General features: G+C 51.8%; 18 protein-coding genes and 1 riboswitch. Of the genes, 9 read left to right on the plus strand and 9 right to left on the minus strand.

What is annotated here, in order from left to right; all coding sequences use genetic code 11:
* Positions 1-11 precede the first annotated feature (11 nt).
* The 3 genes from BAQU_RS04270 (at position 12) to BAQU_RS04280 (ending at position 2,667) form a co-directional block, all read left to right on the plus strand.
* The gene (locus BAQU_RS04270; protein WP_094693910.1) at positions 12-908 is read left to right on the plus strand and encodes a metal ABC transporter ATP-binding protein; all 897 of its coding nucleotides are present in this window, start codon (positions 12-14) and stop codon (positions 906-908) included.
* 93 nt (positions 909-1,001) lie between these two features.
* Positions 1,002-1,886: a metal ABC transporter permease gene (locus BAQU_RS04275; protein ID WP_094693072.1), complete on the plus strand. Its 885-nt coding sequence runs from the start codon at positions 1,002-1,004 to the stop codon at positions 1,884-1,886.
* 10 nt (positions 1,887-1,896) lie between these two features.
* A complete protein-coding gene (locus BAQU_RS04280; RefSeq protein WP_158215637.1) occupies positions 1,897-2,667 on the plus strand; it encodes a metal ABC transporter permease in 771 nt (256 codons plus the stop codon).
* A 2-nt stretch (positions 2,668-2,669) separates the two neighbouring features.
* Here BAQU_RS04280 and BAQU_RS04285 read toward each other — a convergent pair whose 3' ends face one another.
* Positions 2,670-3,983, minus strand: a complete 1,314-nt coding sequence (locus BAQU_RS04285; RefSeq protein WP_415447707.1) for an ABC transporter ATP-binding protein — start codon at positions 3,981-3,983, stop codon at positions 2,670-2,672.
* Positions 3,984-4,064: 81 nt separating this feature from the next.
* Entirely contained in the window at positions 4,065-5,816 is a 1,752-nt protein-coding gene (locus BAQU_RS04290; protein ID WP_094693912.1) for an ABC transporter permease, read from the minus strand.
* A gap of 366 nt (positions 5,817-6,182) precedes the next feature.
* A riboswitch (M-box (ykoK) riboswitch) is annotated at positions 6,183-6,340 on the minus strand.
* Between the two features lie 122 nt (positions 6,341-6,462).
* On the opposite strand from BAQU_RS04290, the gene BAQU_RS04295 reads away from it, so the two are divergent.
* Positions 6,463-7,413: a TMEM175 family protein gene (locus BAQU_RS04295; RefSeq protein WP_158215638.1), complete on the plus strand. Its 951-nt coding sequence runs from the start codon at positions 6,463-6,465 to the stop codon at positions 7,411-7,413.
* A gap of 90 nt (positions 7,414-7,503) precedes the next feature.
* Positions 7,504-9,309, plus strand: coding sequence for a flavodoxin domain-containing protein (locus tag BAQU_RS04300; protein ID WP_094693080.1), 1,806 nt, complete (start codon positions 7,504-7,506; stop codon positions 9,307-9,309).
* A 432-nt stretch (positions 9,310-9,741) separates the two neighbouring features.
* Here the strand turns inward: BAQU_RS04300 and BAQU_RS04310 are convergent, their stop codons facing one another.
* The 5 genes from BAQU_RS04310 to BAQU_RS04330 all read right to left on the minus strand — a co-directional run bounded on the left by BAQU_RS04310 (position 9,742) and on the right by BAQU_RS04330 (position 15,377).
* Positions 9,742-10,998, minus strand: coding sequence for an ABC transporter substrate-binding protein (locus BAQU_RS04310; RefSeq protein WP_094693084.1), 1,257 nt, complete (start codon positions 10,996-10,998; stop codon positions 9,742-9,744).
* 74 nt (positions 10,999-11,072) lie between these two features.
* Positions 11,073-11,819 carry an ABC transporter ATP-binding protein gene (locus BAQU_RS04315; RefSeq protein ID WP_244568461.1) on the minus strand — a complete coding sequence of 249 codons (747 nt, stop codon included), beginning with the start codon at positions 11,817-11,819 and terminating at the stop codon, positions 11,073-11,075.
* Positions 11,820-11,869: 50 nt separating this feature from the next.
* Positions 11,870-12,895, minus strand: a complete 1,026-nt coding sequence (locus tag BAQU_RS04320) for an ABC transporter ATP-binding protein (protein ID WP_094693914.1) — start codon at positions 12,893-12,895, stop codon at positions 11,870-11,872.
* Positions 12,896-13,010: 115 nt separating this feature from the next.
* Positions 13,011-13,994, minus strand: a complete 984-nt coding sequence (locus BAQU_RS04325) for a branched-chain amino acid ABC transporter permease (protein WP_094693088.1) — start codon at positions 13,992-13,994, stop codon at positions 13,011-13,013.
* A gap of 33 nt (positions 13,995-14,027) precedes the next feature.
* Positions 14,028-15,377 (minus strand): ABC transporter permease subunit, encoded by a 1,350-nt coding sequence (locus BAQU_RS04330; RefSeq protein WP_094693090.1) that lies wholly within the window; start codon positions 15,375-15,377, stop codon positions 14,028-14,030.
* A 381-nt stretch (positions 15,378-15,758) separates the two neighbouring features.
* On the opposite strand from BAQU_RS04330, the gene BAQU_RS04335 reads away from it, so the two are divergent.
* Both BAQU_RS04335 and BAQU_RS04340 read left to right on the plus strand, forming a co-directional pair.
* Positions 15,759-16,370, plus strand: a complete 612-nt coding sequence (locus tag BAQU_RS04335) for a M23 family metallopeptidase (RefSeq protein ID WP_158215639.1) — start codon at positions 15,759-15,761, stop codon at positions 16,368-16,370.
* 160 nt (positions 16,371-16,530) lie between these two features.
* Positions 16,531-18,369 (plus strand): AMP-dependent synthetase/ligase, encoded by a 1,839-nt coding sequence (locus tag BAQU_RS04340; RefSeq protein ID WP_094693094.1) that lies wholly within the window; start codon positions 16,531-16,533, stop codon positions 18,367-18,369.
* Positions 18,370-18,382: 13 nt separating this feature from the next.
* Here the strand turns inward: BAQU_RS04340 and BAQU_RS04345 are convergent, their stop codons facing one another.
* Together BAQU_RS04345 and BAQU_RS04350 are read right to left on the minus strand one after the other, a co-directional pair.
* The gene (locus tag BAQU_RS04345; RefSeq protein WP_143241963.1) at positions 18,383-20,017 is read right to left on the minus strand and encodes a substrate-binding domain-containing protein; all 1,635 of its coding nucleotides are present in this window, start codon (positions 20,015-20,017) and stop codon (positions 18,383-18,385) included.
* A 287-nt stretch (positions 20,018-20,304) separates the two neighbouring features.
* Positions 20,305-21,537 carry an NADP-dependent isocitrate dehydrogenase gene (locus tag BAQU_RS04350; RefSeq protein WP_094693098.1) on the minus strand — a complete coding sequence of 411 codons (1,233 nt, stop codon included), beginning with the start codon at positions 21,535-21,537 and terminating at the stop codon, positions 20,305-20,307.
* Between the two features lie 122 nt (positions 21,538-21,659).
* Between BAQU_RS04350 and BAQU_RS04355 the strand changes: the two genes are divergently transcribed.
* Both BAQU_RS04355 and BAQU_RS04360 read left to right on the plus strand, forming a co-directional pair.
* Positions 21,660-22,784 (plus strand): GuaB3 family IMP dehydrogenase-related protein, encoded by a 1,125-nt coding sequence (locus tag BAQU_RS04355; protein WP_094693100.1) that lies wholly within the window; start codon positions 21,660-21,662, stop codon positions 22,782-22,784.
* Between the two features lie 169 nt (positions 22,785-22,953).
* Positions 22,954-23,436: a hypothetical protein gene (locus tag BAQU_RS04360; RefSeq protein WP_094693102.1), complete on the plus strand. Its 483-nt coding sequence runs from the start codon at positions 22,954-22,956 to the stop codon at positions 23,434-23,436.
* Positions 23,437-23,472 lie beyond the last annotated feature (36 nt).

Here is a 23,472-nt window from a genome sequence, read left to right on the forward strand (position 1 = left end):
TGCCTCAATCAATGTCTTTGAAGAACCAGGATGAAGGTTCTGTATCAACGAAAGCCACAGCAACCTCACATGAGCGCTCAGTTGCATTCAACGGGCGCAGTCTGTTGGATGTGCATGGTATCCATGTTGAGATCGGTGGCACGGAAATTCTCAAGGGCATTGACTTAAGCGTTGCACCCGGTGAATTTCTGGGTCTTATAGGTTCGAATGGTGCGGGCAAGACAACCCTGCTCAGAACGATTCTCGGCGATATCGAACCTTCCAGCGGAACGGTTTCGATCATGGGAAGAAAACGCGCCAAGGCGGGTATGGTTGGCTACGTTCCCCAAAAAATTCAATTGGATCCAGATCTGCCCATTCGAGCCAAGGACTTGGTTGCCCTTGGCCTTGATGGGCAGCGCTTCGGCATTGGCATTCGAAGCAGCCATTTTTGGGATCAGGTAGAACATGCCATGCGAGCTGTTGGTGCTTGGGAATTCGCTGACAGACCCGTTGGCAGGCTCTCAGGAGGTCAGCAGCAGCGTGTGCTCATTGCAGCAGCACTGGTGGCCAATCCCAAACTGATGCTTCTTGACGAACCTCTGGCGAACCTGGATCCTGCAAACGCCGATGACATAGTGAGTCTCCTCAACTCGATTCGCACCCGGGAAGGCATCAGCATCATCCTTTCTGCACACGATATCAATCCCCTGATCGATTCGCTCGATAAGGTCGTATACCTTGCCAGTGGCAATGCAGTCGTCGGAAAAACGGATGAGGTCATCACCACCGAGGTACTGAGCAAACTTTATTGCCATCCTATCGAAGTGTTGCATGCGGGGGGGCGGGTTATGGTGATGGCTGGTGACAACGCCCACGCGCATGCCCACGATGCCGATCCGTTTGGGGCCAAGAAGGCAGAAGATTAAGTTGATGCATATCAGCTTGCAGCACGCCTACGATTATTATGCGTTCATAGGCGTGAGTGGCGGCATGGTGGCACAAGGGAAATAAGGATTGCAATGAACCTATTGATGGACCTGTGGCAGGTCCAAGAAATGCGAACTGCCTTGTTGGTCGGTTCGACAGTTGCGATTGCGACTGCCTGTATTGGAGTACTCACCGTGCTCAGAGGTCAATCGTTCGCTGGTCATTCTCTGACCGATCTTGCTTCGGTTGGTGGCTCCGCCGCATATCTGCTAGGAATCAACCAATTGTGGGGGTTCCTCGTAGCAAGTGTCTTGGCAGGATTGGGCATGCATGCGATTGGCATCGAACGAATCCGTGGACGTGATGTTGCCACCGGTATCGTGCTCGCTACGGGCATGGGTTTCACATCGCTGTTCATAACGCTTTCCATGACGGGCAAATCAGGTGGCAGTGCTGCCGTGGCGGTGCTCTTTGGCTCATTGTTTGCCATCAATCCCCAGACTGTGCCACTGATCTGCCTACTTGCGGTTGTCAGCATCGTCGCGATGGCCTTGATATGGCGTCCGGCCTTGTTCGTAACGGTTTCGCCGCAGCTCGCTCATGCCAATGGCGTGCGTAATGGTCTTATCAATGCGGTGTTCATGTGCATTCTTGGCATTGGCGTTGCACTCGGATCTATTTCTGTCGGTGCGATTCTTTCGACGGCTCTACTGATAGGGCCGGCTTCCTGTGGACTGATTCTTGCTCGCCGCATGCGTGATGCCATCATTACAGCAGGCGTTCTGGGCTTCGCGAGTGTGTGGATTGGGGTCATACTTTCGTATGAGAGTTATCACTGGACTGGCGGCAAGTCGTGGTCGGTGAGCTTCTGCATCGTTGCACTGATCCTGCTCATGTATCTTGTCTGCCGAGTGCTGCGCTCCCTTGGTCTGGTCCATGGCAATGCCCGCAGAAAGGCCGTGGTCGCTCATGTTTGAGGCATATTTGATGAATACCTGGTATGCCAGCACCGTCGTTGCCTTGAGTGCTGGAATCATTGGTGTCTTTGTTGTATTGCGCGGTGACTCGTTTCTTGCTCATGCCATTCCTCATGGGTCATTTGCCGGAGCGGCCGTAGCCGTCACCATTGGCTTGAGCCCGGTCACGGGTATGGGCATTGCCGCGCTGCTTTCCGCTCTTGCCATGCATTTCCTTGGCAAAAAAGGCAGACGGGATGTGGTCATCGCCTTGCTGCTGGTGTTTTTGCTCGCTGGGGGAGCCTTCATGCTCAGTCTGAGCGGCGATTACAGCAATGAAGTCTATGCGCTGCTTTTCGGTCAGGTTTTGGCCGTGACCGATTCGGACCTGCTTACCATGTCGATTCTTGCCATTGTCGCTGTCACACTGGTGCTCTGCATGATTCGGCCCTTGCTGGCCTCGTCCATCATGCCTGAACAGGCGAGCGTGCAGGGCGTGAACAATAATCTTGTAGCGTTGCTCTTCACCATCGTGATTGCCTGTGTCACCACGGCAAGCGTACCGATTGTCGGAGCTATGCTGCTGTTCAGTCTGCTGGTCGCTCCTCCAGCTGCCGCTTGCGCCCTGGCGCGTAATCCGATTCATGCGATTACGCTCTCGTCCATCTTTGCCCTGTGCTGCATGTGGCTTTCCGTGGCCCTGTCAGTACTGACAGATCTGCCGATCGGCTTCTTCGTTGCCACCTCAAGTGCCTGTGTCTATGCAGTTGCCAAGGTCATTGCGCACATCTGGAAACACTAGATTCACAGGGCTGCTTCATCGAGGGTGAGTATGTCGTCATCGGCATCGTAATCGAACAATTCTCCGTAGCGCCCCCATTCAATGGCGATATGAAATTGCTTTCTCGCAACATCTTCCGGCTCTTTGTTGCGTAGAAGATCAACGATAAGGTCACCGTGCAGACTTCCGTTCCTGGATTGGCGAAGCGCCCTGTCAATGGCTCGGACCAGTGGAACATGGCTCATTGCTATGTCTGCAAACACGACTTTGCTGTTCAAAATATCAGCATCATTCCAACGATGTCCGACTTCGGTCACCGTTACATGACCTCTATTGACATCGAGCATGCCGAGTAACGTGCCCGCATCAAGGAGAGGGAAAAGATCATCGACTTCGAATGAGAGTGCGGACGCCAATTCTGCAAGATCGATACCGTCAGGATAGCCTGCAACAATTTCGAGAAGACCGGCAAGACCTCCAGGAGTGGCATCGGGGAGCATGCGATTTGTTGGCGATTCAGCTGCCATCTGTTTGACTCCAGACAACGGGTTGGGTGTGCGGGGCGACTTGGACATGGTTTCGTTGCCTCTCCCAGTCAAAATCGAATAGAGCCTGTCAACCATGTCTTCGAATTCTGGTGCATGTTTGTCTCTCGGACGGGGAAGGTTGACATCCACATTGGCAATGACGTGCCCAGGATGCGAACCAAGCACCACCACTCGATCTGCCATTTGCACTGCTTCTTCGATGTTATGCGTCACAATCAGAATGGATCGTAGCTTGCCCTCACCATTCGACCAGAGATTCAACACTTCCTGACGAAGGTTTTCAGCGGTGAGCACATCCAATGCGGAGAATGGTTCATCCATGAACAGCGCGTCTGGCTGGAGCACCAATGCGCGCGCAATGCCGACTCGCTGTCTCATGCCGCCGGACAGTTCCTTTGGATACGCTGATTCGAAGCCATCGAGACCGATGGAATCTATGGCTTGCAATGCTGCCTGTGCGCGTTCCTTTCGACCGACACCACGTGCCTGCAAACCAAGTTCGACGTTTGACTTGACCGTGAGCCATGGCATGAGAGCAAAGGTCTGGAAGACCATGGCCACACCGGGATTTGGTCCATGGAGCTCCTTGCCACGATAGCTGACACTTCCACTGGTTGGAGGCACCAAACCGGCAAGAGTGCGAAGGAAGGTTGATTTGCCTGCGCCAGAACGGCCAAGAATGGCAACGATTTCGCCTTCCTGCAATGTGAGAGACATGTCCTTCAATACCGTAAGTTCTTCACCCTTGTCGCTCATGAAGGTTGTATTGACGTGAGAGGCCTGAATCATGTTCATAGCTACTCCTTTATGTGTGTATTACGTGCTGTTCTGCGATATTTACAAGGGATGTTCGATCGTCAAGTTCCGCGATCAGGACGTCAGGGAGAATCGTCGTTCTGCAAGATTCTCCAATGGATGCCAGAATATGCGATTGACAATCACCACGAACAGAGCCATGATCGTCACGCCCAGCAGTGTTTTCGACATATTGCCCGACGCCGTGGATGCGGCGATGTACGAGCCCAGACCGGTGGCAGTCAATGTGGTGTGACCATAGGCAACAGTTTCGGAAACAATTGATGCATTCCACGCGCCACCGGCAGCGGTGATGCCACCCGTGCACCACGAGCCGAACACCGCAGGAAGAATGAGCTTGCTCCACCGCTGCCACCCCGAAAGTCTGAAGCTATGGGTCATTTCTTGCAGATCATCAGGAATCGAGCTCGCACCTGCGATGACGTTAAAGAGAATGTACCACTGCGTTCCCAGAGACATCAGCAGCATCGTGCCCCAGTTGATATCTATGTGCCATGCAATGAACCACAGCGTCACCAGCGGAAAGGTGAAGTTCGCAGGGAAGCTCGAAAGCACTTGAATCAACGGTTGGAAAATGCGAGAAAGGTGTGGATTCATGCCGATACTTGCACCAATGGGAACCCAGATGATGGAGCAGACAATGGTAAGCAGCATGACGCGAAGGAAGGTCAGCAGACCAAGACCGAGAACATGCCAGATTTCATCGAGTCCGGTGCCTCTTCGTATGGAGTCGATCCATGCAAGGATGCCTATGGCAATGGCGATGGTGATAACAGTGCCAAATGCCAGATCACCGATGCGCGAACGGGTCGAATGAACACGCCAGCGTGAACCAGTACGTCCCAAAGATCGCGTCACCATGTCCAAGCCATCGCCAACCGGACGGCAGAGTGAAGCAAGTACATCGTTGAGATGCGACTGACGAATAATGGTAAGTACCAAGCTGCGCCTTTGCATCACAGAACCGCTTGACGTGATTCGGAACTTTTCCGCCCATGCTGTCAGTGGCTTCCAGAGGCAGAAATCAATGAGCACCACAACAATGATCATGGTTAGAATTGCCCATCCAATATTGCCTAATTGACGATGCTGTGATGCCTCTGCCACGTAACTGCCGATGCCGGGAAGTGCATAGGTATGGTTATTGACCGAGATCATTTCCGATGCAGTCAGGAAGAACCAGCCGCCGCCTACACTCATCATGCAATTCCAGAGCAGGGGGATCATTGCATTCGGCATGTCAAGTTTCCAGAAGCGTTGCCAGTGGCTGAGTCTGAGAATCTTTGCAGCCTCATCAAGTTCCGCTGGTTCGCTGAGCAGGGAGCGGTGGAAGGAGAAGGTCATGTTCCAAGCCTGACTGGTGAATATTGCAAAGATGGAAGCGGCCTCGACTCCAAGAATTGAACCAGGGAAGAGCACCAGCCATAGCGAAATGGTTGCCGAAAGGAATCCAAGAATCGGTACTGACTGAAGAATGTCGAGCAGAGGAATCAGGATCGCACCAAGCCTTCGACTTCTCGCTGCCGCCAGTCCATATATCACGGTAAACAGCAGCGAAAATGCAAGTGCTATGAACATGCGCAGGACCGAGCGCATCGCATAATAGGGCAGGTTGCCAGGGTCCGTTGAAATTGTTGATGGTATACCGTGCGGTCCGACTGCCTTGTCAATGTCTGGAAGCATCACAGCGATGGCTCCTATCAAGGCAAGAATTCCAATGATGACAATGACATCGGAAAACAATGAATGCTTGGTGTGTGTTGTTTCCTCGGCAGTGTTTCCTGTGGTGACGCTACTCATGGTCATAGTGAAAGCTGAAGCCATGGCGAGCCTCTTTTCGGTGGTTGCCCATTCACACTCAAACCTGCGGTGTCGCGAAAGGTGAAACTGGCTTTGCTTCGTGGCGCTGCGCACATGCCTTGCTGCCGTGCTGACCGATTGCCCGAATTGCTGATTGTAATGTACAGCAGCACAGTGTCAGCTCACATCGTCACATTGAAATGTAACTGCGGTCGGTTTGTTGAATGGGTGAAATTGTATGAAAAACGTAACTCGTGCATAAATGAATATCGGATTGATGTGCACTATCACTATCCATGACTTCCACCCCCTAAGTTCAATAAACGATCATCGGCGACCATGCCATGAATTCAGACTGCGGTTGAGCTTTCCTCAAGATGTCATCGTTCAAGCTTCAACTTCACGGGGCAGTGATGTTACATTAATCAATGCCTTGACTCGACAAAAATTGTTGACCGACGAACAGTGTCTCCACTATGCTGCGGCAGCAACCCGTATCCCCGTGGTAGTCTCGCCTACCGACAGCTAAAGAATAGACTCGTAACTTTTTATTTGTCAACTTGTGGAATTCGCGAGTCTTGCCCGTATTCCCCTCATTTTCACTGGCAGCGCAGTGATCCTGGGAGTAGATAGTGTGCGGGATACTACTTGCGTGAAGAAATTCAAGGAAAGATTCGATGTGTTCAGCGATGCAGTCTTTGCCATCATCCTTACCATCATGGTTCTGGATGTTCCGGTTGAGGTGACAAGTGGTCAACTGGATTATATGGAGCTTGCCCAGAACATTGGCGTGTATGTGGTGAGCTTCTGTTTCGTCGCCAATTGCTGGTACAAGCATGCGCTGATGTTCAACGAGGTTGAAGAGGTACCGCATACGATCATCATTCTCGACTTTCTGCTGCTCCTTGTGGTATCCCTGATCCCTGCATTCACCAAGCTCATGATTTCGGATATCGCCCAAGGCACCGTCATGCTGTGTGGCACGGCGTATCTGATTGTCACGATTCTCGAGGTGATCATAGCCAGAGCGATGCTGCCAACAAAATATCAGGACGCGGCACAGATGAAGCGGGTCTATACCTATATATTCGGTTCCGCCTATCTGACCAACAGCGCGCTGTTGGTCGTCTTTATCGCCCTCGCATACTTCCGTCCATACTTTGGGCTGGTGCTGTTCATCATCATCCCCATACGTTCCTTTATCTCGAATGCCGGGAAACAGCAGAATTTCAATGATATCTCGCAGTTGGACAGTCAGGGTGTATCAAGCTTCATGAAGCTCTCGCAAGCCGACAGGCGTAGATTCCTCATGATTCTTCGCCGCTACATTGGACAGATGCGCAGCGTGGATCTCAGCAGAGACGACAAGAATGCTGCATGGCTGCGTTTCGTCAATGACGTTCAACGTTCGTTCGGAATAGACGAAGAGCAGGCGTCGCAATGGTTCCATGACGCAACGTTGGAGCACAAGACCTATCAGACAAGTCGCGCCCGGCAGGAATCGAAGTCTCAACAACAGCACGGCAGGAGTGGGATGCAGTCTGAAACGCTGCAGTCTCGCCGCGGAAGAAGAAATCGTCATCACCGTGGCAGAAGACACTAGCCAGCCTTGACCCATGCTGGAATACTTACTATAGATTGAACCTGCAGCAGTGGGTTTGGGAACATTGACGACAAAGACAGGATAACTGGCATGCAAGAAACTCGACATATAACGATTCTCTCAGCTTCCGAAACGGGTAATTCCCGAGGGGTTGCCGAAGATCTGCTTGCAACGGTGCAGCCGATCTTCAGCAATGTTCGTATTGTCGATTCCATTGATTACGAATGTGAAGACTTTGCTGAAGAGGACATTCTTATCATGGTCACTTCGACGCAGGGAGAAGGAGAGCCGCCATTCGAGGCAGAGGATCTCTATGACTTCATCATGGGCAAGGATGCTCCAAAGCTAGTCAAGATGTCATTTGCTGTGCTTGGTCTGGGAGACAGCGCGTACGGCGAAAGCTACAACCTGATGGCACGCCAGTTCGATGCACGATATGAACAGCTGGGTGCCCGAAGAATCATGAAGCATGGCGAATGCGACTTCGATTATGAATTGGCAGCACAGCAGTGGATTCATGAACTCATGCCAGTCTTGCAGAAAGAACTGGGACTTTCGCAGGGTGCACCGCAGAGCAAATCCAAGATGCAAACCAGCATGGAAGTTGGCGATGCAGTGGTAGAAGATGCAGTGGTAGACGATGCAGCTATAAGCTCAGCCAAAACCGAAACGAGCGATGTCTCGAACCTCTCGGTTACAACTCAAAAGCCATCCCAACCAGATGCAGAGCACCGTTCTGCAGCACCTACACACGATTCATCACCGGTGGAGTCACACGCTAAGGCGGGAAACACCAACAAGAGTGCAAAGTCAGGCGGCTTCCAAGAATTTCGAGCCACTCTCGAAGAACGAAGACTGCTGACATCGTCCACTTCAGAGAAGCAGGTGTACAGCATACGCTTGCGTCTTCCTTCGTTGGAGACCACTTTTCTTCCTGGTGATATGGTCACCGTCCAGTATCCGAATTCCAACAAGACCGTTGAACGTCTTCTGAAGAACGCATTCGCAGACAAGGCATCTCAGGTTGATGCTCGCATCGTGGATATTCTTCAAAGTTCGAAGGATATTACGCGCAACACCCCCGCCCTGATTGAGCGGTATACGCAATATGCTCCGGAAAGTCCCTTCGCTGGACTACCGACTGATAGTCAGGTTCTCAAGGACTATGCGCAGACTCATCCGCCCTATGCGTTATTCCAAGACTTTCCTGCCCAAATCGCCCCAGACCAGATGCTTGCTCTGTTCACATCGAGCAATAGGCGACTATATTCGATTTCAAACGCGGCTTCGGTCTCGTCTGGATATATTGAACTTACGGTGACCAGAGTTCAATTCGGTTTCCGAGACGAACACATTGTGGGGGAGTGCACCAACTATCTGACGAGTGCACCGATTGGCACTCCTATCACGATTTCAATTCTCTCGAACAAACGATTCCGGCTTCCTGAGGATCGGTCGTCAGATATCATCATGGTCGGTCTCGGTTCGGCAATCGCTCCCTATCGAGCCTTCCTTCAGGAACGAGCACTGCGCGCTGGTGACAGCGGAAGAAACTGGCTCATCGTTGGCAATCGAAATCCCAAGCAGGATTATCTCTATCAGGATGAGCTCGAACGGTATCGTGATCAGGGCATTCTCGAATCTCTTGACATTGCCTGGTCTCGCTATGGAGATGTTCGTGAGCACGTTCAAAATGTTGTATTGCATCAAGCGCGCAAGCTTTACGAGTGGCTCGAATCGGGAGCGTACCTCTATATCTGCGGCCACGACCACGCAGTGATTGCATCCATAGAGCAAAGCCTTACACGAGCGGTGATGCTCAGTGGCAGATTGTCGAGTGAAGAGGCAGCGTCCTATATTGCCGCACTGCAACGCACCAACCATATTCAGCAGTAGTGTGCGTTGAGTAAACAGGCTGTTTCGGTTTTGGTATGTTCGTGTTCACCGCGAGTGCCGTTCCTCCGTCATCTCGAGCGAAGGCGCAGCCGAAGTCGAGAGATCTCACCCTTGGCCCCAACAACGCAGATCCCTCGACTACGCTCGGGATGACGGGAAAGAGGGACGCTCGGGAAGGTCAGGAAAAAGAAACGCTCGGGACGACAAGGAAGAAGAACGATCGGCATGGCAGAAGGGGCATGTGTTTCAATGGCATATAGCCTTTACATGTCAAAACCGGAAGGGCTAGTAAGCACCAGTTATGTCATGACAATGCCTCGTTACGTATATGCGTAACGAGGCATTGCAGTTCTTATCCGATCTCGGGGCATTCAGGTCTCAGGGTTCATACGAATATGCAGACCCGGGCTTTACACGCCCAGATTACGAAGCTCATGCCTTAGGCACTTCACCTTCCTCAGCATGGTTGAATACTGGCTTGTTGTCGCCGTTGAATTGGTAGATGCCAATGCTGGCAGAGCTTGGATCGTTGCTCGAGTTGAAGGCACCGATACCGGACTGACCCTTGTAATGAATTGCCTTCTTATCCTTCAGCAGACTCAGGCATGCCTTATAACTCGTGCATGCCGTGCCACCCTTGGCTCCTGATACTGCAGCCAGATTGTCCTTGATGGTCGTGCCGTCTGTCGCACCGCCCTTTTCAGCAGCAAGCGCTGCGAGAATCACGCCATCATAGGTTTCTGCAGAATAGGTGAAATCAGCAAGTTTCGGCGTCACCGTCTTCAAACGCTTCTGGAAGGCATCGCTGGGGTGTGCACCTGGAATCGTGCCCTGAGCCCCCTTGAGCATGCCAGCCTCGAAATCCTTTGAATAGTCGGCGGTATTGCCATCAACCATGTAGAGCTTGGTCTTGGTGTCTACGCCTTGGCTGCTCATTTCCTTCAGCAGCTGCTTGGTCTGATCGAATGCGATGACCAGGACTGCATCGGGCTTGGTTGCCTTGATGGAGGTTACCAATGACGAGAAGTTGGTCTCTGAAGGATCGAAGGTATCCTTCTCGCCATAGACAATCTTCACACCTGCGGCCTCGGCTGACTTGACCACAGCATCACGAAGATTCGTGCCATAGGTGTCGTTGAAGACTGCAATGGCGAGATTCTGAACGCCATTTTGAGCAATCAAATTGCCCATCACAGCACCTTGAACGGAATCAGGCGGTACCGTTCTGAAGAAGTATGGACTGATGCCCGAAAGCGTCGGCGATGTTGCACCCATGGAAATCATGGGCACCTTCGCCTCGGCAATGGATTTATAGGTATTGAGCACCACGGAGCTCGATGCCGGTCCGAGAATCACGGATGGATTTTTTGACAGCACTGACTGTGCACCAGCAGTGTTCTGGTCCGCGTGGTCGGCATCGGAGATATCGGCGCTCACTGTCTGGATCTTGGTATCAAGGACTCCGCCAGCGGCATTGATATCCTTCGCTGCCAGCTTCCACGCACTGGTTTCCGCCGGTCCAAGATAGGCCAAGGAACCCGTCTCAGGGAACAGCCCGCCCAATACGAATGCTTTTGATGACCCTGAAGAACTTGATGAGGATGAACCACAGCCTGATAGTGCGAGAACCAAAGCAGTGCCTGCAGCGAGTGCTGAAGTCAGATACTTTCTTGATGATTTCTTGTTCATGTTTCCCTACTCTTCCTTTATTCTCTGTTTGGTACAACACGGAAAAATTCGATATTGCCGAAAAGTGGATCCGATCAGGAATCCTCTTCTTCAAGATTGCCGAGATAGAGCGAAATGACCTTTGGATCGTTCAGCAGATCTCGACCGGAACCGGTATAGGCATTGCGTCCTTGATCCAGAACGTATCCGCGATGACAAATTTGAAGGCATCTGCGGGCATTCTGTTCAACGATGATTACGCTCACGCCGGCTGCATTTACCTGACGCACACGGATGAAGGTCTCGTCCTGCAACATCGGGCTCAGACCGGCAGAAGGCTCATCAAGCAGGAGAACCGTGGGCTTCATCATCAGTGCGCGTCCCATCGCGACCATTTGCCTTTCACCGCCAGAGAGTGAACCGGCAGTCTGATCCTTGCGTTCGGCGATTCGCGGAAAGATGGATGCCACGTAGTCGAAGCGCTCCTTAAATGCCTTGGGATGCTGATATGCACCCATCTGCATGTTTTCGCTGACCGTCAGACTTGGAAATACATTCTCGGTCTGAGGCACAAATCCCACACCTCGAGTGACCAGCTTGTCGGCACGCATATTGGTTATGTCGTTGCCTTTGAGAACCAACGAACCAGAATTGATGTGCACCAGTCCAAAGAGTGATTTCAGCAATGTAGATTTTCCGGCACCGTTGGGTCCGATGATCCCGACGATTTCGCCATCATGCAAGGTCAGTGAAGCACCGTTGAGGATGTTGACTCCCGGTAGGTATCCGGCGATGAGATTGTCCGCCTCCAGCAGTACTTCCTTGGTGCCCGTATCGATCATTGCATTGCTGTGGAGCTCACTATCATGTGACCTTTCTTCGACTGCCAATGTCATACCTGCTCCTTTCCATGAGCTGACTGTTCGCCGGATGAGAGGGGAGCAGTCGCTTCGGGGGATTCTTCAGATCCAGTCAATGCGGTGGTGACTTCTGCTGCTGATTCTTCGGTCACGACTGACTCAGGAATGTCTCCCAGGTCGATGTTTGCATGAGAACCGAGATAGGCGTCGATGACCGCCTTGTCGCTCATGACTTCGGCAGGTTTTCCTTCGGCTACGATCTTGCCTTCTGCCATGACGGTGACCCAATCGGCAATGTGACGAACCATGTTCATGTCGTGTTCGACGAAGAGTACCGTTGTGCCCTCTTCCCTGAGTGAAAGAATATGATCGAGCAGGGATTGCTTCAGCGCAGGGTTCACTCCTGCCATCGGCTCGTCAAGCATGACGAGTTTCGGATTGCTCATCAAGGCACGAGCCATTTCGAGAAGTTTTCGCTGACCTCCTGACAGGGAACCCGCATAATCGTCCTTCTTCTTCCACAACAGGAATCTCTTCAGCAGTTCGCTGGCCTGTTCAGTGATTTCCCGTTCGCGTGACTTCCACAGTCCTGGAACCAGTGAACGCAGCATCCCCTCACCGCGCTGGCGTTGCGATCCCAGAAGCATGTTGTCCATGACCGTAAGACGGTTCATGACCTTGGTGAGTTGGAAGGTTCTGACCATGCCTCTGCGCGCGACTTGCTCAGGGGAGACCTTGGCCAAATCCATGCCATCAAAGTTCCATGTTCCGGTGTTCGGTATGTCAAAGCCCGTCATCAGATTGAAAAAAGTCGTCTTGCCGGCACCGTTTGGTCCAATCAGGGCGGTGATGCCGTGCCGTTCAATCTCGAAATGATCCACATCGACAGCAGTCATTCCTCCGAATCTTCGCGTAACCTTATCCGCCACGAGAATGGGGTCAGGTTTCTTGATGCCCGGAATTGGCTTCACAAATTCGAGATCCTTGGCGACACGATCAACGAATGCCGTCGAGATAAGGCCTTTGGCCTGGTCCTTGTTCATAGGCCATTGAGCCATGTCCTGAAAAGCAGTCTGCTGGCTCAGGGATTCATGAGTGACGCTGTTAGCCTTGGGGGCGGTGGCAGAGGATCTCTCCACTGGTACCTTGCCTTCAGGAGTGTTCTGTGATGTATCAGGCATTGAAAGCCAGCTCCTTCCTATCTCCTAATAATCCTTGAGGTCTAAAGATCACCAGACACATCAGTGCGACCCCCACGATGACCCATCCCAGAGATTCAATCTGGCTTGACGATATGACGGAGTCAGGAATTGCATTTCGCATGATTTCCTTGACAAAGGTCAAAAGCACCCACAACAGGCAGGATCCCAGAATTGGACCAAAAATCGTTGCAGCGCCGCCGAGAAGCAGAATCGTCCAGGTGTAGAAGGTGACCTGACGACCGAGTGAATCTGGTTGGACGGAACGAGGCAGCACAAAGATGATGCCGGCAATGGCGCCGAAGGAACCGCCCAGGAAGAGCGATTCGAGTTTGAAGCGTGTCACCGATTTGCCCAATGAGCGCACTGCATTCTCGTCTTCACGTATGCCTTTCAGCACGCGGCCCCAGGGTGAGTGGAACCAACGCCATGTCAACCAGGCTGCAAGCATGACCAAACCCCAAGAGACAATGCGAATCCACCAGGAATCAGCCACATTGTTGGAATATGACCACAGCAGAATCGTTGAACGGCCATCTGGCAGGGGAGAGCTGCTCTCGAATTGATTGGTGAAGTTTTGAGGTGAAATGCCCCCCGAACCACCGGTGATAGCCGTCATTGACGTAGATCGTGCAATGATTCGTATGATTTCAGCGGAAGCCAAGGTCACCATCGACAGGTAATCCGGACCAAGCTTCAGTGTCGGAATGCCCAGCAGAATCGCATATATTGCTGCCAAGATAAGTGCGGCAAGCAGCGATGCAAAAAGATTCCATCCCATGCCTTGCGTGATGGCGAATCCGTATGCGCCGAGGAGCATGAATCCCGCCTGCCCCATGTTCATCAGACCCGTCATGCCAAAGTGAATGTTCAGGCCGATGGCTGCAAGTACGTAGGCTGCCGTCGTTGGCGCAAACAACTGCGCAGTGGTGTCGGTGAGCAAAGTCATGAAATCCATAGCGAGCCCCTTCTCATAATCTTCAAATACATGTCAGCCAATCCTTTGCAATTTTCCGAAAATGCCTTGTGGCCTGATGAGCAGCACGATGATCAATATCGCGAGTGCGCTTGCATAGCGCATATCGTTGGGAATGAAAAGCGAACTCATATCTGCCACGATTCCTATGACCAGCGAGCCGATAAGCGCTCCGTTAGGTGTGCCAAGACCGCCCAGGGTGACCGCCGAGAACATCAGCAGCAACAGCAATGCGCCGGTATTCCATTGGATGCCGTTGAAGTACACTCCGATGAGTACACCGGACAATGCTGCCAGTGAAGTGGAGAGAATCCACACGACACGAACGACTTCTTCCACATTGATTCCTGAGGCTGCGGCTAACGCGCTGTTGTCAGAGATTGCGCGTGTAGCTCGCCCCAGTCGAGTCTGGTACAGGAAGAATGTCACGCCAATGATGACCACTATTGCCACGGCAGCAGAAATCAGGGTTGGCGTATCTGTGGTGATGGGACCGATCTGATATCCCTGCGGCACATTGAGTGTGATGCCCTTGACATCTGCACCGAAGAAGAATTGGAAGAGATATTGCAGTGTCATGGAAAGACCAATCGTGACAATCATCTGCTGCATCGCTCCAACATGCTTCTTACGCAGTGGAGACCAGACCAGATCATTTTGAATCCATCCGGTGATACCGCCAACGACGACTGCAAAGATAGCAGATACAATCAGGGGCCAGTGCAGAATCTGTGTACCCACATAGGCCATCAACCCGCCAAGCGTCACCTGTTCGCCATGCGAGAATGAGCTGAGCCTAGTTGTTCCATATACGAGGTTCATTCCCATGGACATCAATCCGAGAAGCAGACCGAACACTATGCCACTGAACAATTGGTCCCATACGCGAGCTGAGAAGTCCGCCCAAGGGTTGTCGTCATCGGCAGTGGATGTGGAGTCAGATTGCTTGGTGGAGCCTGAACTCGAACTTGAGCTGGATGCGGTGCTGCTCGGTGAGGACTGGTCCGAGCTCTGAGCCTCGTCAAAACGAACGACTTGTCGGGATTTGCTGAAGTCACCCTTCTTGATTTCAACCGTGGCTTTGTCTGCTTTCAAATCATGCGCAGAAGCGACCGTTGGATCGATACTTACGGTATAGGATCCGTCCTTGGCAACTGAAAACGCCCATCTACCGCTTGCATCCGTCGTTGTCGCAGCACTTTCCACACCGCTCAAGGTCACGACCACACCAGAAAGTGCATGTTGAGACTCATCCTGGAGAATTCCGTTGACGCAACCATTGGAAGCGGTGGGATTACATGTCTGAACGGCTTCAGCAGCAGCTGCTGGCGTTGTAAAGCCCGAAGAAATACCTAGAGCAGCCATGCATACGATTGCAAAGATTGCCAGCGCTCTTCCCCAATGACTTCGAATAGCAAAAAAGTGATTCACAAGATTTCCCCCTCTCGGTGTGCTCTAAGATAAGGGCTGTAACTATCCAAAAGGGTTGCGCCAAGGTTTCGCAAAGATTACGTTGGTTAACAATTCGAAACAAAAGAACGCATCTTTCTGCTGAGTCACTCCCGATTCCTGTGTGTTGGAAAGCTTGTCAACAGGACATGATTGAAGCCACATTCGACCACAATGCCTGATTTCGCACTCGTTATCACTCCGCTTCTGCCATGGTGGACCATGCACACCCATGAGCTCTCACAACGCTCCAGCGCACACTATCCGGGGAGTATCTGTCAGAAAGGAATGCATGCAATGAATGATCGAATGTCGTATGCGAATCGCGCATATCGAATTTTCGCGCACACCTATTTGAGGAAACAATTGCAAGACAAACAAGCCTGTCTACAGTTTGCATTGCCCTGCATGATTGCCTGCTGGATATGTGCATTGCCGTGGCTGCTGCAACCGGATTCCACAGCGTTGGCATCAACTGCAGCGCATGCCTCCGTTCATGCTGATTGCAGGGCCATTGCCATATGGCCAGTTGAAAATCCGACGATCACTCAGGAATTCATAGCACCCGCACAACAATGGTCATCCGGCCATCGTGGCATCGACATGCAGACACAGACTGGTCAAACACTCGTGTCGCCTGTTGATGGAGTTGTTTCATTTCAGGGGAAGGTGGCGCAAAAATCCGTAGTCTCCGTTCAACATGGCGCAATGACCTTCACCTTCGAACCTGCGGTTACATGGCTGGCTGCGGGCGAGCGTCTCACTCAGGGCCAACCATTCGCGACGGTTGAGAACATGTCCGATCATTGCGAGGATTCTTGCCTTCACTGGGGACTCAAGCGAGGCAGCGACTATCTGGATCCCGCCTCTCGCGTTGCAAAGACACGGATAGTGCTGAAAGCACAGTGAATAATTGTCTAGCTGAGTGACCGATACCTGCCCCATGTAGCAAATAAGCCACGAAATGTGATCATTACGTTATCGATCCCACACTCAGTCGCCAAAAACCCAGTCGAAATGGCCTGAACACAAGGTAGAATCATGGGAGAAGCAAGACACAGGGAGCAGCATGTACAAAGAATATACTCGTCCACTGAGTGAACCCATCGATAGTGATGTCAATATTTTCTCCATACTTCAGAAACGAGTTGACCGGGCTCCTGAAGACAAGCTGGTTGAATACAAGGATGCACACGGCACCTGGCAGGCGTTCACCGCTGCAGAGTTTCGCAACATCGTAGTTGAGCTTGCCAAGGGCCTTATTGCTCGTGGCATCATGCCTGGCGATGCCGTCTCGATCATCTCTCATACCCGTTGGGAATGGACTGCCCTTGATATGGCCGTCATGTCCATAGGCGCCTTGACAGTCCCTGTCTATGAAACCAACTCATCTGCTCAGATTCGTACGATCTTCAATGATTCCAAGGTGAAGATGGCATTTGTCGAAGACGACGACATGCGGGACAAGGTCGATTCGGTGCGCGATCAATGCGCATATCTCAATGATCTCTATGTCATTGACCTAGGGGCCATAAACACCTTGCAGACCTATGGCAGAGGTGTCAAGGAAGAGGAGTTCCTTGAACGGGAATCAGCGGTCAAGGGTTCGGACTTGGCTACGATCGTCTATACGTCAGGATCGACTGGGACTCCCAAAGGCATAGAACTTTCGCACAGCAACTTCGTATCGATCACATACTCGGGTGTGAATACCATGCCTGATATCAGTTTGAAACCCGATAGGAGACTACTGCTCTTCCTGCCACTGGCTCATGTCTTTGCCCGCTACATGCAGTTCTTCTCATTTGCAGGCAACGTGACACTCGGATTGTCAAGCAATATGAAGACAATCCTCAACGATTTCAACAGTTTCAAACCAACATTTGTACTGGCTGTTCCCAGAATCTTCGAGAAGATATATAACGCTGCATCCCAGCGCGCCGGCACGGGCCTGACTGGGCGCATGTTCGTCGATGCTGCCAGAGTGGCACGTCTGAAGTCTGAGGCCCAGCAGAGCGGTGAGAAACTCTCCTTTGCAACTGCTGCAAAATACGCGGTCTACAACAAGCTGATCTATTCAGCGATCATGAGTGTATTCGGTGGCAAAGTCGAATATGCGGTCTCTGGAGGAGCGCCACTCGATGTCTCTATAGCACACTTCTTTAATGGGGTTGGTCTACCACTGCTTGAAGGCTACGGAATGACGGAAACTTCAGCACCGGCCAGCGTCAATCCAACCGATGGATACAAAATCGGTACCATTGGCAAGCCGTTGGGTGGCATCAGCATGGGTATCGACGAAGATGGAGAGCTCTGCATCAAGGGTGGCAGCGTCTGTGTAGGATACCATAATCACCCTGAACTTACTCACAGTCAGATTGTCGACGGTTGGCTCCATACCGGTGATCTTGGCGATATTGACGAACAGGGATTCGTTACCATCACGGGACGCAAGAAAGATCTGATCATCACCGCCGGCGGCAAGAATGTCTCGCCAAGCGTGCTCGAAGCCTCAGTCATGACATCTCCTGTGGTAAGTCAATGCCTCGTCATTGGTGATCGCAAGCCATTCATCGCGGCAATCATTGCACTTGATCTGGCAGATACAAACGCATGGCTCAAAGCTCAGGGAGCTGAAGAGGTTACCTCATTGGTTGAGGCCAAACATAATCCGATTGTCGTCACGGAGGTTGAACGCGCTGTGGACACGGCGAACGATCTGGTTTCACGTGCAGAGTCCATTCGCAAGTTTGAAATCGTCGATGATGAATTCACTCAGGAGAATGGCATGATCACGCCAAGTCTCAAGGCCAAGCGATCTGCAATCATCGAGCGGTACCGCGATCTTATTGACAAGGTCATCTACGTACCACGTCAGAGTGCCACATCCCGCAATCGCAGAGCGTGAGCTCAACGCTGTCCTATAAGCCAGCCTCCGCCGGCGTGATGTAATCCTTATCGAGCAGTATGGACTTCAGATTAGATGCAGATACAATCAACTGCTCACGAGAAAGGGTCAACACTTTCGTACCCTCAATCGTGTCCTGAGCGATTGAGGGTATCGACTTGATGCCTTTGTCTGCGTTGAGTAGGGCAGTCGCATGGGCTATATCTGTTGCCAGACTCTTTCGATCCTCGATAACCGTCATCCACTGCATTCCATCGACAATCGATGGAATGTTATCGATATAGGAGCCATAGCCTGTGATAATCGGCCATGCGGTCGAGGCTTTCTCTCCTGCGGCTGCCGAGCTATTCGAATCGTCTTCACTTGATTGCGTTGGCGCACGTTTGGGATCAGGCGCCTTCTCCTTTTGAATATCCTGCTTGCCGGTAATATTGCCGACGATTCCAGAGATGCTGATCTGAGGATTGATATCTGACGAAGATCCCGTGTATCCGAGCTTCTTTAATTCAGTCGTGACACCAGATGCAACGAAATCATTCATAGCCAGAATGCCATTGATGGCAACGGGAACATCCTGACCGTCGGCGGTCTTGCCGAGTCGACTGGCGAGTGCGGTCTGGGCCGAGGAAGCCTTTCTTGCGTCAAAAACTACATTGCTCCAGCTGGAGTCTGTGCTCGATGCCGTCAAGGTATTCGATGGACTGGTGGCACGTCCATCGCGATAGTATTTTCCCAGCACGCTCCAGATCCCTGCGAAGGCCTCGCGAGCGAAGAGATTTCCTGCCGAGTCTGTATCCGTGTCGTCATCAGCTTCGCGCGAAACAGGAATCATTACTTCAATATGCTTCGGATTTTCAGAGCTCGTAGAATTCAGGGCGAGCTTGCTGACCAGCTGCTTTGCCTGCACAATGCCGATTTCACGGGCAGTTGCCATCCTGACAAATAATTCAGGGGTGAATCCCTGAATGGGATTGGATACGACAATGACATGCATGCCTGAACTTTTTGCCAGACGCAGGGCAGCGACAAGACGTTCTCCGGCAGCCCGCTGTGTAACGGCCTCCGCATTGTCGTCGCCAGTTGCAGGTGATTGGGTTGGTGATGGAGATGCCGAGTCCGATGCCGAGGCTGAAGGCGAACTCGATGAAGTCGAGGAATCGGTAGTTGATTCGTTCCATGTCACCTGTTGATCTACAAAATCTCCGTACTGTCGAATTGCGTTGTCCTTCGTGACAACTGGTGCGATGATGATGGTTTCCTGACTGGGTTTGAAGGTTGTTGACGCGCTGGAAGAGCTGGAACTCTGGGAGGTAACGTGCCCTACCACATAGTCCTGAACCGCTCGGCTCTGTGTATCGAGAGTGTCGGATGTTGTTGTCGAGATTGAATCCTTCTGAAAGCCCTCGGTTGCAGTCAAGGCATTCTGTACTTCCGGCGTAAGTTTTGTCCACTTATTCAATGGTGTGTGTTCCGAAAAGGTAACTCCATCAGCAGGCGTAAAAATTGCCACGGAACCTCGTGCTGCGGTGCCTGTTGCAGTGCTCTTCTCCGGAGCAGGCGTTGAAGAGCAAGCGGCTGTGGCCACCATCAAGCACAGACTCAAAGCCATTGCGATGAAATGTTCCAGTCTTTTCCCTATGCAGTTCATGCAATCCCTTCGCACATCAGCATCGTCTCATGAGTACACATGAATTCAAGACATCACCATTGTAGAACTTCAGCCATACTGAAGTTTGCATGGTTGTCTCGGGCATGCAAAAGCCCGTTGCTCAGGTTGTGCTTGGGAAGTCGCCTTTCACTTGAGTTTGCTCGAAAAGCGACTTCCCAAGCACAACATACGCAACATTCAGCGGATAACGACCAGACACATTTTCGTGCCTATAACCCGGGTTATAGGCCCAACAGCAACGGGCTTATGCAAGTTGAACAGAATATTCAGTCGCTAAGTTTCCTCGCGAGTGCCTCATCCAATGCATCCATGAAGCCTTCGGTATCCAGCCATGGCTGATTTGGCCCCACCAGCAGCGCGAGATCCTTCGTCATCTTGCCAGATTCGACGGTTTCGATGATTACCTGTTCCAGATTTTCCGCAAAATGTTGCAATTGCGAATTGCCGTCCAACTTGGCCCGATGCTTCAGACCACCGGTCCAGGCATAGATGGAAGCGATCGGGTTGGTCGAGGTTTTCTCGCCCTTTTGCCAGCGACGATAGTGCCGGGTCACGGTGCCATGGGCAGCTTCAGCCTCTACTGTCTGACCATCTGGTGTCATCAGCACCGATGTCATGAGACCCAGTGATCCGAAGCCTTGGGCAACGGTATCTGACTGCACATCACCATCGTAATTCTTGCAAGCCCAGACGTATCCACCACTCCATTTCAATGAACTGGCAACCATGTCGTCGATGAGTCGATGCTCGTATGTCAGGCCTTCTGCGTCATAGCGTTGCTTGTATTCAGTCTCGAATATCTCCTGGAATATGTCTTTGAATCTACCGTCATATGCCTTGAGAATCGTATTCTTGGTACTCAGATAAACCGGATAGTGACGAAGCAGCCCGTAGTTGAAGCATGCCCGAGCGAAACCGCTGATGGATTCATCAAGATTATATTGCACCTGAGCTATGCCGGCACCTGGGTAGTCATAGACGAGATGCTCGATTGGGGCAGAGCCGTCTTCCGGGGTGAAGGTAACGGTCAGCTTGCCTTTGCCTGGCACAGTAAAATCGGTGGCCTTGTACTGATCGCCGAATGCATGCCTGGCAACGATGATCGGCTTGGTCCAGCCGGGAACAAGCCGTGGCACATTCGAAATGACGATTGGTTCGCGGAAAATCGTGCCACCCAGAATGTTACGGATTGTTCCATTTGGCGACTTCCACATCTTTTTGAGACCAAATTCCTTCACACGCGCCTCATCAGGAGTGATTGTCGCGCATTTTACGCCAACGTGTGTCTTCAAAATTGCATTGGCTGAGTCGATGGTCACCTGATCATCGGTTCTGTCGCGATTCTCGATGCCAAGATCGTAATAATCCAGATTGAGTTCGAGATACGGCAGAATCAGACGATTCTTGATGTCCTTCCATATGACGCGTGTCATTTCATCGCCATCGAGTTCAACAACGGTACCCTCGACTTTGATTTTGGAAGTGTTGGTTGTGGGCATGAATTCCTCCTAAGATCGCCTTGTATGGCGGCGGCTTGAATTCCATTGATACATCATTCATGTTAACCGATTGCATCATCGTTTTCGGCCATAGGTCGGGCACGAGCATTAGCCTATGGATTATGTCTCAGGAAATCGAAATCGGGCTCGGCAAAAAGGCCCGTCTTGCATACTCACTCGATGATGTAGCAATAGTACCCTCACGTCGAACTCGCGATCCAGAAGATGTTTCCACATCTTGGCAGATTGATGCCTATGAGTTTGACATACCGGTTCTTGGAGCTCCAATGGACTCGGTTATGAGCCCTCAGACTGCCATTGCGCTTGGCAAGCTCGGCGGGCTTGGCGTGCTTGACATGGAAGGACTCTGGACACGCTATGAAGATCCGACGTTGCTGTTGCAGGAGATTTCAGAACTGCCTGCCGACAAGGCGACTGCGAGGATTCAGGAAATCTACCGTGAGCCTATCAAGGCTGAGTTGATTGCTGAGCGTATTCAAGAGATCCGCAAGGCGGGTGTGACCGTGGCAGGGGCGCTTTCTCCACAGCATACACAGGAATTCACATCAACCCTGATCCAAGCTGGTGTTGATCTGTTCGTCATTCGTGGCACTGCCGTGTCTGCCGAACACGTGTCCACCAGTCATCAGCCTTTGAATCTGAAGAAATTTATCTATGAACTTGATGTTCCAGTGATAGTCGGCGGTGCCGCAACCTATCAGGCCGCCTTGCATCTGATGCGTACCGGTGCCGCTGGAGTGCTTGTAGGTTTCGGTGGAGGTGCCGTTTCACCCACAAGAACCACCATCGGCGTCCACGCTCCAATGGCGACATCCATCGCAGACGTTGCCGAGGCACGCCGCGACTACATGGATGAATCCGGCGGGCGCTACGTTCAGGTGATTGCCGATGCCGGTATGGGCACGTCGGGGAACTTCGTCAAGGCTCTCGCCATGGGTGCTGATGCGGTGATGCTGGGTGCTCCTCTTGCGCGAGCAAGCGAAGCCCCAGGTAAGGGCATGCATTGGGGCTCAGAGGCACATCATGAAACGTTGCCACGCGGCAACCGTGTTGAGGTGGGTACCGTTGCACCGCTTGAGCAGGTTCTCTTCGGGCCAAGTCACCAAGCCGATGGCGCGACCAACTACATTGGTGCTTTGCGTCGTGCGATGGCATCGACCGGATATGTCGATGTGAAGAACTTCCAGCGTTGCTCGGTCGTCGTCACACCGTACGAACACATCTGAACAAATAAGGGATAGTTCCTGAATTCATAACCTGCTCTCTGAGGGATATGAATAGGCCTGTCGTACACACTCGACAGGCCTATTCATATCTTGACGACATGTCAAAACTCTGCGATGCTCAATTTACGTACGATTCACACCGTGAATGCTAGAAGTTGAGGAATAGGATATGGATGCTTCCATCGAAGATACCCACCCCACGATCACTGGGCCTTACGTTAACAAGGTTCGCATCGTTGCAACCATGGACCCGATACCAATACGCATCGCTCGCTGCATTCCTTCCACCATCAGCAATGAGGAATGCCATCACCTTGCAGTCGTGGCCTGCCGCAATGCCTGCATAGCGATGGATGTGGTTCGCCAGCGTCTCGATTCCAAGATGTTAGAGCGCTATCTCAAGCCTGAACTGATCGAACGACTACTCACCTTTTCCAAGCTACTGCATCAATCACGACCGAAGAAGGGTTTTGTCAAGGATGAGCTCAGACATATGCCGGTAGTTCCGCAACAGATTCATGGATTGCTGGTTGGACCTGAAACCTATGAGGTTTCAGTATGCTTCAGCATTGGAGAGAGCCATTATTGGGCGAATGTTGTGCTGCAGATTGAACATGGACGATGGAGATGCTCATTGCTGGATATTGGGTAACGCACATGCACGATTCTGGCATAGTTCTATAGTGGT

This window comes from Bifidobacterium aquikefiri (assembly GCF_002259795.1).
In the GTDB taxonomy this organism is placed as follows: Bacteria; Actinomycetota; Actinomycetes; order Actinomycetales; family Bifidobacteriaceae; genus Bombiscardovia; species Bombiscardovia aquikefiri.